Raw genomic sequence first — 14,719 nt, forward strand, 5'->3', positions numbered from 1 at the left:
CAGAAGAAACTAGGCTCCTGCCGGTCTGCGAACGGCGCTTCAGCGCCGTTCGATGTAGCGCAGGATGCCTAAAGCCGCTGCCAGGAAGATCAGGCTGGGCGTCAGCGCGGCCATGATCGGCGGCCAAGCGTTGATCATGCCGAGGTTGGAGAACAGGCCGTTCAGCAGGTGGAAGCCCACGCCCAGCATCACCCCCATGAAGATGCGCGCACTGGCTCCGCCCATGCGGTCGTGGATGAAGCCGAAAGGCAGCGCCAGCGCCATCATCACCAGCACGGCGAAGGGGTAGATCAGCTTCTTCCACAGCGCGATCTCGAAGCGGTCGGTGCTCTGCTGGTTGTCGCGCAGATGCTGGATGTAGGTCCACAGCTTGGCCAGCGGCATGTGCTCCGGCCCCACCATCAGCACACCCAGCACTTCGGGCGAGAGATCCGAGCGCCAGGTGATCTCCGGCACCTGCTCCACTTCGGTGCGGTCGTCGAGGAAGCGGGTGCGGGACACTTCCAGCAGGCGCCAATGCTCCTTGCCGTCGTGCACGCCGCGCTTGGCTTCGCTGATCGACAGCAGGCCGTAATCGGCATCGAATTCGTACACTCGCGCGTTCTGCATCGTGCGGTCGGGCAGCATCGTGCGGACGTTGATCACCAGCCGGCCGTCCTTGACCCACAGGCCGGAGCGCAACTGCTGCGACACGGTGGACTGGGTCGCCGTCAGCTTCCATTCCTGGGCGGCCGCTTCGGCCGGCGGTCCCACGTATTCGCCGATGAGGAAAGTCAGCACCACCAGCACGCTACCGATCAGCGCCAGCATGCGCGCCAGCGCGCCGTTCGACATTCCGGAGGCGCGCATCACGGTGATTTCGGAATGGCGCGCCAGCGTCGCCAGGGCATACAAGGTGCCGATCAGCACCGCGACCGGGAACAGTTCGTAGACGCGGCCGGGCAGGATCATCGCCACATACACGGCCGCGTCGGCGATCTGGTAGTTGCCCTTGCCGACGTCTTCAAGCTCGTTGATGAAGTCGAAGAAGGCGAACAAGCCCAGGAAAGCCACCAGCACCAGCGCCGTGGCCGAGTAGATCTCCCGCGCGAGATAGCGGAACAGGATGCTCATGACGACCTCGTCCGCCAGAACGGCGACACCGACAGCCGCTTGTAGAACAGCAGCGCCAGCATGGCCAGCACGATCAGGTGCGGCAGGAACAGCCCGACGCCGAAGCTCATGCGCCCCTGCGCCACCCAGCCCTGGAACACCGAGATGGCGTTGCTATAGACGAGATAGGTCAGCAGCGCGATCAGCAGGCCGTTGGCCCGGCCCGCGCGCGGATTGACGAAGGACAGCGGAATGGCGAGCAAGGCCAGCAGCAGCGCGGACAGCGGCGCGCCGATGCGGCCCAGCAACTCGCCCATGCTGCGCTTGTCGCCCTGCGCCAGCAGCAGCGCGGTGGGCAGCGCGCGGGTGCGCGACGGCTGGCTGACGGCCGGCTTCTGCTCGACCTGAACTTCGTAGCGCTCGAACTCCATCACGCGGTATTCCGGCGTACCCGGCCGGCCGTCGTAGCGCCGCCCTTTCTCCAGCACCACGAAACGGCGCCCTTCCTCGTCGCTGCGCATGTAGCCTTCGGCCGACGCGATCACGACCAGGCCGCCATCGCGCGTCTCCTCGCTGACGAAGACGTTGCGCACCCGGCCATCCTCGCCGGCGCCGATCTCGACGAAGAACACGCGCTGGGCGCCGGAGGACTCGCGGAACACGCCGGGCGCGACGCGCTGGGTATCGTCGCGGTTGTCGAGGCGGTCGCGATATTCGCTGCTCTGCTGCTGCGCCCACGGCGTCAGGTACAGCGAACCCGCGCCGATCACGACCACCAGCGGCAGCGCGAACATCAGTACCGGCCGTATCCAGGACGTCAGCGGCACGCCGGCCGCAAACCACACCACCATTTCCGAGTCGCGGTAACTGCGCGACAGCGACACCAGGATGGCAATGAACAAGGTCAGCGTCAGCACCGTCGGCAACTGCGCCAGCGCACCGTAGCCGATCAGCGCCAGCACCGCTTCGGCCGGCACGCGGCCGCCGGCGGCCTGGCCGAGCAGGCGGATCAGCACGGTCGAGATCAGGATCGCGAACAGTGCAACGAAAACCGCGGCGGCGGCGTGGGTGAATTCCCGCTGAAGGGCGCGGCGGAAGATCATCGCGCGATAGGACCGATGGGCAAGAGAGGGTTGTGATGAAGGTTGCAGCCGCCGGCAGGAAGGGCCCGGCCGGAAGGCTTTTTGACGGGTTCCGGGCGAAGGCGCCATAATCGGCGGCAGTTCGCAAGACGCGTCTTCCCAAGGAAAAAAGCTGATGGAATTTACCATAAAGACCGGCTCGCCGGCGAAGTCCAAGGCCGGCCTGCTGGTGCTCGGCGCCTTTGCCGACGGGGTTCTGCCCACCGCCACCGCAGCCGTCGATGCCGCCGCCGAAGGCCGCATCGCCCACTACCTGAAGCGCGGCGACCTGGACGACAAGGCCGGCGCCACGCTGCTGCTGGCCGAGCTGCCCGGCACTCACGCCGAACGCGTGCTGCTGGTCAGCCTGGGCAAGCAGGACGCATTCGGCGACAAGGCCTACCGCGACGCGCTGACCGCCGCCGCCAAGGCGCTGGCCGCAACGCCGGCCAAGGACGCCGTCGTCACGCTGGCCGACCTCGCCGTCGGTGAACGCCCGCTGAGCTGGAAGATGCAGCAGGCCGCCCGCATCCTGGCCGACGGCGCCTACCGCTTCGATGCGCTCAAGTCCGGCAAGGACAAGAAAGACAAAAAGGAACGCGGCGCACGCAAGCTGACGCTGCTGACCGCAGCCGAACCGAGCGCCGAGCTCGACACCGCGGTGCGCTACGGCCACGCCATCGCCACCGGCATGGCGCTGGCGAAAGACCTCGGCAACCTGCCGGGCAACGTGCACGCCGGCCTATCTCGCCGATACCGCCCAGGCGCTGGGCAAGCAGTACAAGTTCGACGTCGAAGTGCTCGAGCGCGCCGACATGGAGAAGCTCGGCATGGGCTCCTTCCTGTCGGTGGCGCGCGGCTCGCACCAGCCGCCCAAGTTCATCGTCATGCAGTACAAGGGCGGCAAATCCAAGGCCAAGCCGATCGTGCTGGTCGGCAAGGGCATCACCTTCGACACCGGCGGCATCTCGCTGAAGCCGGCCGCCGAGATGGACGAGATGAAGTACGACATGTGCGGCGCCGCCAGCGTACTCGGCACCTTCAAGGCCATCGCCCAGATGGGCCTGCCGATCAACGTCGTCGGCCTGATCGCCGCCACCGAGAACATGCCGGGCGGCGGCGCCACCAAGCCGGGCGACGTCGTCACCTCGCTGTCGGGCCAGACCATCGAAGTGCTCAACACCGACGCCGAAGGCCGCCTGGTGCTGTGCGACGCGCTGACCTACGCCGAGCGCTTCAAGCCCGAATGCGTGATCGACATCGCCACGCTGACCGGCGCCTGCGTCGTCGCCCTGGGCAAGATCCCCAGCGGCCTGCTCGCCAACGACGACGAACTCGCCGCCGAGATCCTCAAGCGCGGCACCGACTCCGGCGACCGCGCCTGGCAGTTGCCGCTGTGGGACGAGTACCAGGAACTGCTCAAGAGCAACTTCGCCGACATGGGCAACATCGGCGGGCGCTACGCCGGCACCATCACCGCGGCCTGCTTCCTGGCGCGCTTCACCAAGGCCTACAAGTGGGCCCACCTCGACATCGCCGGCACCGCCTGGCTGTCGGGCGATGCCAAGGGCGCGACCGGCCGGCCGGTGCCGCTGCTGTCCGAGTTCCTCGTCGGCCGCGCACGCGGCGGCTGAGCGGCAGCGGAATGGCGCCGAGCGTCCGCTTCTACCACAACACGCCCGACCGGCTCGTGCTTGCCTGCGAGCTGATCGGGCGTGCATACGGCAGCGGGCGCAAGGTGGCGGTACGCATGCCCGACGGCAACAGCGCACGGGAACTCGACCGCGTGCTGTGGCTGCGCGACACTCTCGCCTTCGTCCCGCACGTGCTGCGCGACTCCGAACTGGCTGCGGAAACGCCGGTCGTCATCGGCGAAGCCGTTCCCGCCTCCCCCTGGCCGCATGCCGACACCCTGTTCAACCTCGCACCGGACCTGCCGCCGGATTACCAGGACTTCAGGATCGTGATCGAAATCGTCGGCAAGACCGAAGCCGAACGCCTGCCCGCCCGCGCCCGCTGGGCGCAGTACCGCGCGCAGGGGCTGGAGCCGAAGGCCTTCGACGCCGAACGCAGGGTGGCGCTATGAAGGACTGGCTGCCGCTGCCCCCCGACGAAGAACTCGAACGCGCCGACGACCTGCTGGACCAGGCCGACGCCTTGCTGGGCCGTCACCGCGCGGCCAGGCCGGCGAATGAAACCGCTGCCCCACCCAGCCCCGCGGACGCCGATTCCGCCGATCTGCCCATCCTCACCGAAGTCGTCGATCCATCCGAGCTGCCGCTGGGCTGGAGCGAACGGGACCCCGATCCCCTGACCTTCGACCCGCCGCCCGCAGAAAAGGCAGCGCCAGTCGAAGCTCCCCCGTCCTCGGCGCTGGCGGCGCCTTCGCCCGCCCCCACCTTCCCGGCGGCCGAATCGGCAGTCACGGCCGAAGATCGCGTCGCCTACCAGATCGCCGAACGCCTGATCGAGCTCGACACCCTGATCACGCGCAGCATCAACGACTGGATGGACCAGGAGTTTCCGCAACTGCTCGAGCGCGAGCTCGACCAGCTCAGCGAGCGCCTGCAGGTCGAACTCCAGGCCCACCTGCGCGCCACGCTGCTGCCCGAACTGTCGGCCCACATCAGCCGCCAGATGGAACGCAGCCCGGATCTGCCGCCGCCGCTGCGGGGCTGAACCGTCTCCCTCCCCAGCAAATGAAACCGTCCCCGTAGGTGCGTCTTCAGCCGCGATTGGGGGCCAGCGATCCCAAGATCACCGGGGCGAGGCAGGCCTGCAGCCTGCTTTCGCGGCTCGGCGCCCCCCGGCTCGGCGCCCCCGGCTCGGCGCCCCCGGCTCGGCGCCCCCGGCTGAAGCCGCTCCTCCCCCTGGCCGCCACACGCCCGCCGGGCGCGGCGGGCGCATCCGCTATAATCCGCGCTTTGCCTTCACGCGCGTAAAACAACATGGAACTGGCCAAAAGCTTCGAGCCCGCCGACATCGAACGTCGCTGGTACCCCGAATGGGAATCCCGCGGCTACTTCGACGCCGGCCTCGACAAGTCGAACCCCAACGCCTTCTGCATCCTGCTGCCGCCGCCCAACGTCACCGGCACGCTGCACATGGGGCACGGCTTCAACCAGACGATCATGGACGCGCTGACGCGCTACCACCGTATGCGCGGCGACAACACGCTGTGGCAGCCCGGCACCGACCACGCCGGCATCGCCACCCAGATCGTCGTCGAACGCCAGCTCGACGCCCAGGGCATCAGCCGCCACGACCTCGGCCGCGAGAAGTTCCTCGAGAAGGTCTGGGAGTGGAAGGAATACTCCGGCGGCACCATCACCCGCCAGATGCGCCGCCTCGGCACCAGCCCGGACTGGAAGCGCGAGCGCTTCACGATGGATGCCGGCCTGTCCAAGATCGTCACCGAGACCTTCGTCCGCCTCTACAACGAAGGCCTGATCTACCGCGGCAAGCGCCTGGTCAACTGGGACCCCAGGCTCGGCACCGCCGTGTCCGACCTCGAAGTGGTGCAGGAAGAAGAGGACGGCAAGCTCTACCACATCCTCTACCCCTTCACCGACGGCCCCGTGGGTGAGCTGCGCGGCCTCACCGTCGCCACCACCCGCCCCGAAACCCTGCTCGGCGACGTCGCGGTGATGGTGCATCCGGAAGACGAGCGCTACGCCGCGCTGGTCGGCAAGACCGTCGAACTGCCGCTGACCGGCCGCCGCATCCCGATCATCGCCGACGACTACGTCGACCGTGAATTCGGCACCGGCTGCGTCAAGGTCACGCCCGCCCACGACTTCAACGACTACGCCGTCGGCCAGCGCCACGGCCTGGACATGATCGTCGTGCTGACGCTGGCCGGCGCCGTGCCGGCCGAAGCCGAAGTGTTCGACACCGCCGGCCAGGCCAAGGGCCAGGTCGCGATGCCGGCCTCGGTCGCCGGGCTGGACCGCGTGCCGGCGCGCGAGAAGATCGTCGCCGAACTCGAGGCCGCCGGCCTGCTGGTCGAAGCCAAGGCGCACAAGCTGATGGTGCCGCGCGGCGACCGCACCGGCGTCGTCATCGAGCCGATGCTGACCGACCAGTGGTTCGTCGCCATGAGCAAGCCTGGCGCGGACGGCAAGAGCATCACCCAGAAGGCGCTGGAATGCGTGTCCTCGGGCGAGATCAAGTTCTACCCCGAGAACTGGGTCAATACCTACAACCAGTGGCTGAACAACATCCAGGACTGGTGCATCTCGCGCCAGCTGTGGTGGGGCCACCAGATTCCCGCCTGGTACGGTGACAACGGCCAGTGCTGGGTCGCCCACGACGAAGCCGAAGCGCTCGCGCTGGCTGAAAAGGATGGCTACACCGGCGGACTGCGCCGCGACGAGGACGTACTCGACACCTGGTACTCGTCCGCACTGTGGCCGTTCTCGACGCTGGACTGGACGCCCGAATGGCCGGCCAAGAGCAACGACGCGCTCGACCTCTACCTGCCGTCCACCGTGCTCGTCACCGGCTTCGACATCATCTTCTTCTGGGTCGCCCGCATGGTCATGATGACCAAGCACATCACCGGCAAGATCCCGTTCAAGCACGTCTATGTGCACGGCCTGATCCGCGACGCGGAAGGCCAGAAGATGAGCAAGTCCAAGGGCAACGTGCTCGATCCGATCGACCTCATCGACGGCATCGGCATCGACGAACTGGTCGCCAAGCGCACCTTCGGCCTGATGAACCCGAAGCAGGCCCAGACCATCGAGAAGAAAACGCGCAAGGAATTCCCCACCGGCATCCCCGCCTTCGGCACCGACGCGCTGCGCTTCACCTTCGCCAGCCTCGCCAGCCCGGGCCGCGACATCAAGTTCGACCTGTCGCGCTGCGAGGGCTACCGCAACTTCTGCAACAAGCTGTGGAACGCCACCCGCTTCGTGCTGATGAACACCGAAGGCCAGGACTGCGGCCTGGGCGAAGGTCTCGCCTGCACGCCCGAGGTGCTCGACTTCTCCTTCGCCGACCGCTGGATCGTCTCCCGCCTGCAGCGCACCGAAGCCGAAGTCGCCACCCAGTTCGAAGCCTACCGCTTCGACCTCGCCGCCCGTGCGGTGTATGAATTCGTCTGGGACGAATACTGCGACTGGTACCTGGAACTGGCCAAGGTGCAGATCCAGACCGGCACCCCGGCCCAGCAGCGCGCCACCCGCCGCACCCTGCTGCGCGTGCTCGAAACCGTGCTGCGCCTGGCCCACCCGCTGATCCCCTTCATCACCGAGGAGCTGTGGCAGACCGTGGCGCCGCTGGCCGCACGCAAGGATGCCGACAGCCTGATGCTGGCCCGCTTCCCGCAGGCCGACAGCGCCCGCATCGACGAAGCGGCCGAAGCCAGGGTGAGCGAGCTGAAGGCATTGATCCACGCCTGCCGCAACCTGCGCGGCGAGATGAACATCTCGCCCGCCCAGCGCCTGCCGCTGATCGCCGCCGGCGACAAGGCCGTACTGGCGCAGTACGCGCCCTACCTCGCCGGCCTGGCCAAACTCGCCGAGGTGGAGATCGTCGATGAGATCGGTGCCGACGAACTCGCTCCGGTCGCGGTCGCCGGCGAAACCCGCCTGATGCTGAAGGTGGAAATCGACGTCGCCGCCGAACGCGAACGCCTGGGCAAGGAAATCGCCCGCCTCGAAGGCGAGATCGCCAAGGCCGAAGGCAAGCTCGGCAACGCCAGCTTCGTCGATCGCGCCCCCGCCGCCGTCGTGCAGCAGGAACGCGACCGCCTGGCCGGCTTCAAGGCCACGGTGGACAAGCTGAAGCCGCAGCTGGCGAAGCTGGGCGGCTGAGCCGTATCGGCTTCACCCCTCGACAGAAACGGCAGCGAGATCACTTTCGCTGCCGTTTTCATTTGATGCCTGCGCGGCGAGAACCTGAGCCCGACGGAGCCGACGGCTCGTCGGGGAAAGGTTACTCGGGCAGACAAACTTGGTGCTTTCGGTATTCGGCCGGCGTTACGCCGACATGCTTGATGAAGGCCCGCCGCAAGGTATCGACATTGGCAAACCCGCACTCGGCTGCCACCTGTTTTGGGGTGCTGTGCCCATCCTCCAGCAGCGTCCGTGCCGTTGCTATTCGCGCCATTTCGACCCATGCGGCCGGGGTGATGCCGACTTCAGCATGAAACAACCGGGCGAAATGGCGAGGACTCACCCCGACCCGCCGAGCCAGGCTGGAGATGCTGTGGTCCAGGGCCGGATTGGCCGCGACCCAGCGCTGAACCTCCTGCAATGCCGACCGCCCCATGATCTGCGCCCCGCCCTTGCGGCTGAACTGCATCTGCCCTCCCGGGCGCTTGAAGAACATCACCAGTTGAGCAGCGACACGCCTGGCGACCTCACGCCCCAGATCCTCCTCGACCAAGGCCAACGCCAGGTCGAGCCCCGCCGTCACGCCAGCCGCGGTACGCAGCTTGCCGTCCCGCACGTACAGTGCATCCTCGTCGATCGTGGCCGAAGGGAGCATCCGGGCCAAGGCCTGTGCGGCTGCCCAATGCGTGGTAAGGCGGCGGCCATCGAGCAAACCGGCTCCAGCCAGCGCAAAAGCCCCCGTGCACACCGAGCCGTAACGGCGGCTGCGCACGGCGACTTCACCCAGCCAGGCCAATACGCGGGCAGGCAGCACAAGCTGCTCGATGTTGGGCGCCCCCGCCACCAGCAGAGTGTGGATGGCCTCGTCCTCTTCACCCACCACCCAGTCCGGCAGTAACTGGGCGCCGGACGAACTGCGAATCGGCCCGGATTCGCAGGCAAGGATCCGCAGTACATAAGACGCCTGGCCAGCCTCGACGTTTGCCTGGGCGAATACATCCAATGGACCCGCGACGTCTAGTAACTGAACCCCCGGCAGCGCCAGGATGGCAACAGTCTTGGTCATTTTTTCATCCCTCTCCCACATGTCCGTATCACGCATGAAATGGCACGATACGATGTATCACGTCGGTTGAGGACACCCGGATTGCAGACCAGAATGAAGACCCGCCCTCACACCGGAGACCAATCATGTCCTTGAACATCAGCGGCGTCACCATTCCCGACAGTCAGCTCGCCCGCGAAATCACGGAGATCGTGCGAGACACGGCTTCCCCCTTGCTGTTCCATCATTCCAGCCGCGTCTACTACTTCGCCGCCCTGGCTGGCCTGCATCGCGGGCTGAAGTTCGACGCCGAACTACTGTATTGCGGCTGCATGTTTCACGACATGGGCCTGACCCATCAGCACAGCAGCGCCTGCGAACGTTTCGAGGTGGATGGCGCCAATGCCGCGCGCGACTTCCTCAAGCAACGCGGCATCAGCCAACAAGATATCGACACCGTCTGGACAGCCATCGCCCTGCACACGACGCCCGGGATTCCCCAGCACATGCACCCGGTCGTCGCCCTGGTCACTGCCGGAGTGGAGATGGATGTACTGGGCCTGACCTACCCCGAATACAGTACGGCCGAACGGGAAGCGGTGGTGCATGCGCATCCGCGCGGGGACAATTTCAAGGAAGACATCATTCAAGCCTTCTACGATGGCATCAAGCACAAACCCGATACGACGTTTGGCAACGTCAAGGCGGATGTGATCGCCGACAAGGAGCCCGGCTTCAAGCGCACCAACTTCTGCAGCATCATTCGCAATTCAGCGTGGCGTGCCTGAGCAAGTTCCCGATTGCCAGCACAGTCCCCCACGCAAGCCGTGACGCGCGGGGGACCGACCAGGCCCGATCAGTGCGACGCGGCGGATGCTGCACCGACACCGGTCTGTGCACGCACGTACTGATCATCGAATGCCTTGCGTTCTTCGTCAGCAGCCTCACTGTGGTCGAGCACCGAGAACAACCACGTTGCGAAGAAGGCGACCGGCATCGAGAAAAGCGCCGGCTGTGTGTAGGGAAAGATTGCCGAGGCATTGCCCAGCACATCCACCCATACCGATTTCGACAGCACGACGAAGATCACTGCGCTGAACAGGCCAAGATAGCCGCCAGCCAGTGCGCCACGGGTAGTCAGGCCTTTCCAGTACATCGAAAGGATCAACACCGGGAAATTGGCCGAAGCCGCAACACCAAAAGCCAGCGCCACCATGAAGGCGACGTTCATCTTCTCGAAGACGATGCCGAGCAGGATGGCAACGATGCCCAGGCCAATGGTGGCAAACTTCGATATCCGCAGTTCGGTCGCTTCATCGGCCCTACCCTTCATGATCGTCTGCGCATAGAGATCATGCGAAATCGCCGATGCGCCGGCCAGCGCCAAACCGGCCACCACGGCCAGGATGGTTGCGAATGCGACCGCAGCCAGGAAGCCGAGCAGGAGATTGCCGCCCACCGCATGCGCCAGATGCATGGCGATCATGTTTCCGCCTCCGAGCACTGCGCCACCGAGTACGCCGCCTTCGAAGTACTGCGGATTGCGGCCTACGATGATGATCGCCGCCAGGCCCATGATGGCGATGACGTGGAAAAAGTAAACGACGATACCGGACGCATACAGCACCGACTTGCGCGCTTCCTTCGCATCGGTAACGGTGAAGAAGCGCATCAGAATGTGCGGCAGGCCCGCCAGCCCGAACATCAGGCCGAGGCCGAGCGAAATCGCCGTCACCGGATCAGCCAGCAGGCTGCCAGGGCTGAGCAGCCCGTCTCCTTTGCTATGCACTTCGAACGCACGCCGGGTCAATTCTTCGTAGCTGAAGCCGAACTGACTGAAAGCCAGCAGCATCACGGCCGTACCGCCCAAGAGCATCAGGCAGGCCTTGATGATCTGTACCCAGGTTGTAGCCACCATTCCGCCAAAAGTCACGTACACCATCATCAATGCCCCGATCACGAACAATGCCAGCGTGTAATCGAGACCAAACAGCAGCTTGATGAGCTGGCCCGCGCCAACCATCTGTGCAACGAGATAAAGGCTGACGACCGTCAGGGAACTGACCGCTGCCATGGTACGTACCTTGCCTTGATCGAGGCGGTAGGCGGCGATGTCGGCGAAAGTGAATTTGCCGAGGTTGCGCAAGCGTTCCGCCATCAGGAACATGATGATCGGCCAGCCGACGAAAAAACCCATCATGTAGAAATAGGCATCCACCCCTTGCAGATACATCATTGCCGTCAAGCCGAGCAGCGTGGCAGCCCCCATGTAGTCACCGGCAATTGCCAGGCCATTCTGGACGCCAGAGATGCCACCGCCTGCAGTGTAGAAGTCCGATGTGGATTTGGTGCGGCGGGCCGCCCAATAAGTAATTCCCAATGTCATCAGTACGAATGCGAAGAACATTGCGATCGCATGGAGATTCAATGGCTGCCGAACGGTTTCACCAACGGTATCGGCAGCAAGTACCGGCGCACTCGCGGCGGCCATGGAGGCCACCAGCATAGAAAGAAGTCTGGTTTTCATTTTTGCGCCCTCAATGCATCGTTGACGATCTGCTGATTCAAGACCTCGAACTCACCATTGGCACGGCGCACATACAAATAGGTCAGCCCCCAGAAAAGCGCGAACTGAAACATGCCGGCAGCAACGCCGAAGCTCAGGTTGCTGCCTTCGAACAAGCGGCGGCCGATCATTTCCGGCCAGAACGCCACCAGCAGGACGAAGCCGTAGAAGGCCACCAGCACGATGGCAGTCATCGTCCCGGCGAACAGCCGGCGCCGAGCGGCCAATTCCGCAAAGCGTGGATCGTGCCGGATATGTGAATATATTGAACTCGACATGTCTTCCTCCTCATTACTCTCGCGTGGTCCGGGTTCTGCTGATGCCGGACTCACGTATCTGTTTGGCTCGCTTCCCGGCCAAGCGCCGGAAGGTACACGGTTCAATTCATCGCGCGCGCAATGAAATTTCCGAGGGCAAGGTTGAATTCCTCGGGGCATTCGAGCATCGGGAAATGCGCCGCACCTTCGACCAGGACGAGTTCTGCGCCAGGGATGCCTGCAGCAAGCTGGCGCGATTCGGATGGCGGGGTTATCTGATCCTCGACGCCGCATACGACCAGCGTCGGGACTTGTATTTCGCCCAGACGGGCGCGGCTGTCGGCACGGTTCAGCGACTCGATGGCCTCGATCGCCACATGCTCGGGCGTCTGAACCACTTCCTGCTTGCCGAAATCGATCAACTCAGCGGGCGCGCGGCTTCCGAAGGAGCGCTCGATCACCAACTGGCTCGCCTGCGCCACGCCCAGCTCGCGAATGCCGGCAAGGACGTTTTCTGCCTTCACGTCCGCCCCCAGGCCATGCGGCGTCGCCCCGACCAGCACCAGTGCCTTCAGGCGCTGCGGATTGCGCAGCGCAAACTGCTGCGCCACCGTGCCGCCCATGGACAAGCCGACCAGAATGGCCTGATCGATATCCAACGCCTCGAACACCTGTTCGATATCCTGGACAAAGGCATCGATGCTGTACGATCTGCCCTGCGGCGCAGGCGACACGCCGTGACCAGGGAGATTGATCAATACCACACGCCGTTCTGCCGAGAACACGTCCACCTGATTCCGCCAGAACTCACTTGTCGTGGTGAATCCATGGCAAAACACGATTGCCGGCCCCGCACCAGCGACCTGAACACGCATGTCCCCGATCGTCTTCCACTCTTTGTTCATTTCCGTCTCCACCTTCATTTGGCAGGATTGCCCGTACCACGCAAGTGCATGGCACGGCTTGTTCAGCAGTTCCCGTGCCACGACGTGATCTTGCGGAAATAAACAGGATAAAATCATGATTAATAAAGAAATTTTCTTAAAAAAGAGAAAAACATGATGCCGAATTCATCTCCCCGTGCGGGCGTAAAATCTCAAATTTGCGATTTTTTCTCTTAAAAATGAGAACCGCGAGCAAGAATGACTGGTTTGGATCCGGCCAGGACGAAGCGGAATTTCTGCGCCAAGTACTCGATCACGTATCCGAATGTCTGGTGGCGGTGGATACGGCCGGACGCATCGTCTTCATCAACACACCGTATTGCCGCTTGCTTGGAGGTTCCGCTGAAAGCTTTCTAGGTCGCCATATTTCCGACGTGGTTTCTCCGGAAAGCCGGCTCCACAAGGTTGCCCAAGGCTCCGATGTCGTGGTCGGGGCAGTGCTGGAAGTACGAGGGCACAAGCTGATCACGCGCCAGGTGCCGGTTTTTCAGGACGGCCGCATCATCGGCGCGGTTGGCATGGCGCTGTTTTCCAATGTCGATCTACTGAAGCAGACCTTCGCTCTCGCTTCCCGCCCTGGGCAGGCTATCCAGCACTCGCGCAACGCCTGGGCGGCAAGGGCTAGCCTCGACGATCTTCTCGGCACGGGGGCACAGTTCGAGAATCTGTGCAATCGCCTGCGACAGGTGGCGGCGCATTCTCACCCGGTGCTCATTCTCGGGGAAACGGGGAGCGGGAAAGATCTCGCAGCCAGTGCGATCCATTCCTTGTCCGCACGCGCGAAGCGGCCATTCGTCTGGATGAACTGCGCGTCGATTCCAGAAACCTTGATCGACGCCGAGCTGTTCGGCTACGAAGGGGGCGCCTTCACTGGCGCGCGCTCACAAGGCAAGCCCGGGAAATTCGAACTCGCCAACACCGGCACGCTGTTCCTCGACGAAATCGGCGACATGCCGCTCCATCTGCAGGGCAGCCTGCTGCGCGCAATCCAGAACCAGGAAATCGTGCGTGTCGGCGGCACTGCACCACAACTCGTGGATGTCCGCATCATCTGCGCCACCAACCGCCCTCTGCTGGAACTAGTCAAAGCCGGCAAATTTCGTGCTGACCTCTTTTACCGGCTCAACGTGCTGAACATCGAAATGACAGCGCTGCGCGAGCGGGAAGATCTGGAGTTCTTCATCGGCGCCCTGTTCGATCGTCTCTGTCGTCGAGAAGGGTTTTCCGGCCGGCAGCTCGGAGATGCGGAAATAAAGCAGCTCCTTTCCCACTCCTGGCCAGGCAATGTGCGCGAGCTCGAGGGGGTACTGCTGAGGCTCCTGATCTCGAACGAAATCCGTCTACCAAAGCTGCCGGACACGGAAAGCAATGAAACGCCCGCAGATCCTGAAGAAGGCATGCTCGACCTGCAATCGCACATGGCACGCGAACGGCTGCGCCATATCAAGCGTGTCATCGATTCGGTTGCTCAGGACAAGGATCGTGCCGCGCGCTTGCTGGGCATAAGCCGTGCCACGCTATACCGGGAACTCCAGCACGGCGGTCGGTGACTGCTGCCACGGTGCGCCTGGCCGGATAGCAGCACGCACCAATCGGAATAGGGGCGATCAGGATAGCGCGTCTGTGTTCCATCTGAACCCTGTGCTCAGTTTTCCATGGCTTTCAACTCGGCGAGAAACCGATGCTGCTGCGCACCCTCGCGCCGGCTTTGCTGTATCTGCGCCCCGAGATTGTCGATCTCGCGACGCTTGGCAGCCAACTGCTCGTTGTTGGCTCTGAACACATTCTGTTGCTCCTGGCGCTTTTTCTGCAGTTCGGCGTTCAGTGCTTCAATCGCCTCGTTCAACTGCCCGC

The 14,719-nt window shown here is 64.1% G+C and carries 12 protein-coding genes and 1 pseudogene; 6 read left to right on the plus strand and 7 right to left on the minus strand.

The annotated features are described in order from the left end of the window. Positions 1-39: 39 nt before the first annotated feature. Together lptG and lptF are read right to left on the minus strand one after the other, a co-directional pair. On the minus strand, positions 40-1,113 hold the full coding sequence (gene lptG, locus AAFL97_RS15050) for an LPS export ABC transporter permease LptG (RefSeq protein ID WP_341645614.1): 1,074 nt from the start codon (positions 1,111-1,113) through the stop codon (positions 40-42). Then, positions 1,110-2,195 carry an LPS export ABC transporter permease LptF gene (gene lptF / locus AAFL97_RS15055; protein WP_263459740.1) on the minus strand — a complete coding sequence of 362 codons (1,086 nt, stop codon included), beginning with the start codon at positions 2,193-2,195 and terminating at the stop codon, positions 1,110-1,112. The genes lptG and lptF overlap by 4 nt, the downstream gene beginning before the upstream one ends. Before the next feature lie 154 nt (positions 2,196-2,349). On the opposite strand from lptF, the pseudogene AAFL97_RS15060 reads away from it, so the two are divergent. The 4 genes and pseudogenes from AAFL97_RS15060 to AAFL97_RS15075 all read left to right on the plus strand — a co-directional run bounded on the left by AAFL97_RS15060 (position 2,350) and on the right by AAFL97_RS15075 (position 8,032). Next, positions 2,350-3,847, plus strand: a pseudogene (locus tag AAFL97_RS15060) (leucyl aminopeptidase). A gap of 11 nt (positions 3,848-3,858) precedes the next feature. Next, the gene (locus AAFL97_RS15065; RefSeq protein ID WP_341645615.1) at positions 3,859-4,299 is read left to right on the plus strand and encodes a DNA polymerase III subunit chi; all 441 of its coding nucleotides are present in this window, start codon (positions 3,859-3,861) and stop codon (positions 4,297-4,299) included. Then, entirely contained in the window at positions 4,296-4,892 is a 597-nt protein-coding gene (locus AAFL97_RS15070) for a hypothetical protein (protein ID WP_341645616.1), read from the plus strand. Before AAFL97_RS15065 ends, AAFL97_RS15070 begins: the two co-directional genes overlap by 4 nt. A 269-nt stretch (positions 4,893-5,161) precedes the next feature. Continuing rightward, positions 5,162-8,032 (plus strand): valine--tRNA ligase, encoded by a 2,871-nt coding sequence (locus AAFL97_RS15075; protein ID WP_341645617.1) that lies wholly within the window; start codon positions 5,162-5,164, stop codon positions 8,030-8,032. Positions 8,033-8,153: 121 nt separating this feature from the next. Here AAFL97_RS15075 and AAFL97_RS15080 read toward each other — a convergent pair whose 3' ends face one another. Then, positions 8,154-9,155, minus strand: a complete 1,002-nt coding sequence (locus tag AAFL97_RS15080; protein ID WP_341645618.1) for a GlxA family transcriptional regulator — start codon at positions 9,153-9,155, stop codon at positions 8,154-8,156. An 89-nt stretch (positions 9,156-9,244) separates the two neighbouring features. On the opposite strand from AAFL97_RS15080, the gene AAFL97_RS15085 reads away from it, so the two are divergent. Beyond that, complete coding sequence (locus tag AAFL97_RS15085; protein WP_341645619.1) at positions 9,245-9,886, plus strand: HD domain-containing protein; 642 nt, start codon at positions 9,245-9,247, stop codon at positions 9,884-9,886. Positions 9,887-9,954: 68 nt separating this feature from the next. On the opposite strand, the gene AAFL97_RS15090 is transcribed toward AAFL97_RS15085, so the two are convergent. From AAFL97_RS15090 to AAFL97_RS15100, 3 genes are all read right to left on the minus strand, one after another. Further along, positions 9,955-11,625 carry a cation acetate symporter gene (locus tag AAFL97_RS15090; RefSeq protein WP_341645620.1) on the minus strand — a complete coding sequence of 557 codons (1,671 nt, stop codon included), beginning with the start codon at positions 11,623-11,625 and terminating at the stop codon, positions 9,955-9,957. Then, positions 11,622-11,942 (minus strand): DUF485 domain-containing protein, encoded by a 321-nt coding sequence (locus AAFL97_RS15095; protein WP_341645621.1) that lies wholly within the window; start codon positions 11,940-11,942, stop codon positions 11,622-11,624. The genes AAFL97_RS15090 and AAFL97_RS15095 overlap by 4 nt, the downstream gene beginning before the upstream one ends. A gap of 101 nt (positions 11,943-12,043) precedes the next feature. After that, a complete protein-coding gene (locus tag AAFL97_RS15100; protein ID WP_341645622.1) occupies positions 12,044-12,826 on the minus strand; it encodes an alpha/beta fold hydrolase in 783 nt (260 codons plus the stop codon). Between the two features lie 218 nt (positions 12,827-13,044). Here AAFL97_RS15100 and AAFL97_RS15105 point away from each other — a divergent pair, with 218 nt between their 5' ends. Then, entirely contained in the window at positions 13,045-14,415 is a 1,371-nt protein-coding gene (locus AAFL97_RS15105) for a sigma-54 interaction domain-containing protein (protein WP_341645623.1), read from the plus strand. A gap of 95 nt (positions 14,416-14,510) precedes the next feature. Here AAFL97_RS15105 and AAFL97_RS15110 read toward each other — a convergent pair whose 3' ends face one another. Beyond that, entirely contained in the window at positions 14,511-14,711 is a 201-nt protein-coding gene (locus AAFL97_RS15110) for a hypothetical protein (protein ID WP_341645624.1), read from the minus strand. Positions 14,712-14,719 lie beyond the last annotated feature (8 nt).

It is taken from the genome of Thauera sp. SDU_THAU2 (assembly GCF_038260575.1).
In the GTDB taxonomy this organism is placed as follows: Bacteria; Pseudomonadota; Gammaproteobacteria; order Burkholderiales; family Rhodocyclaceae; genus Thauera.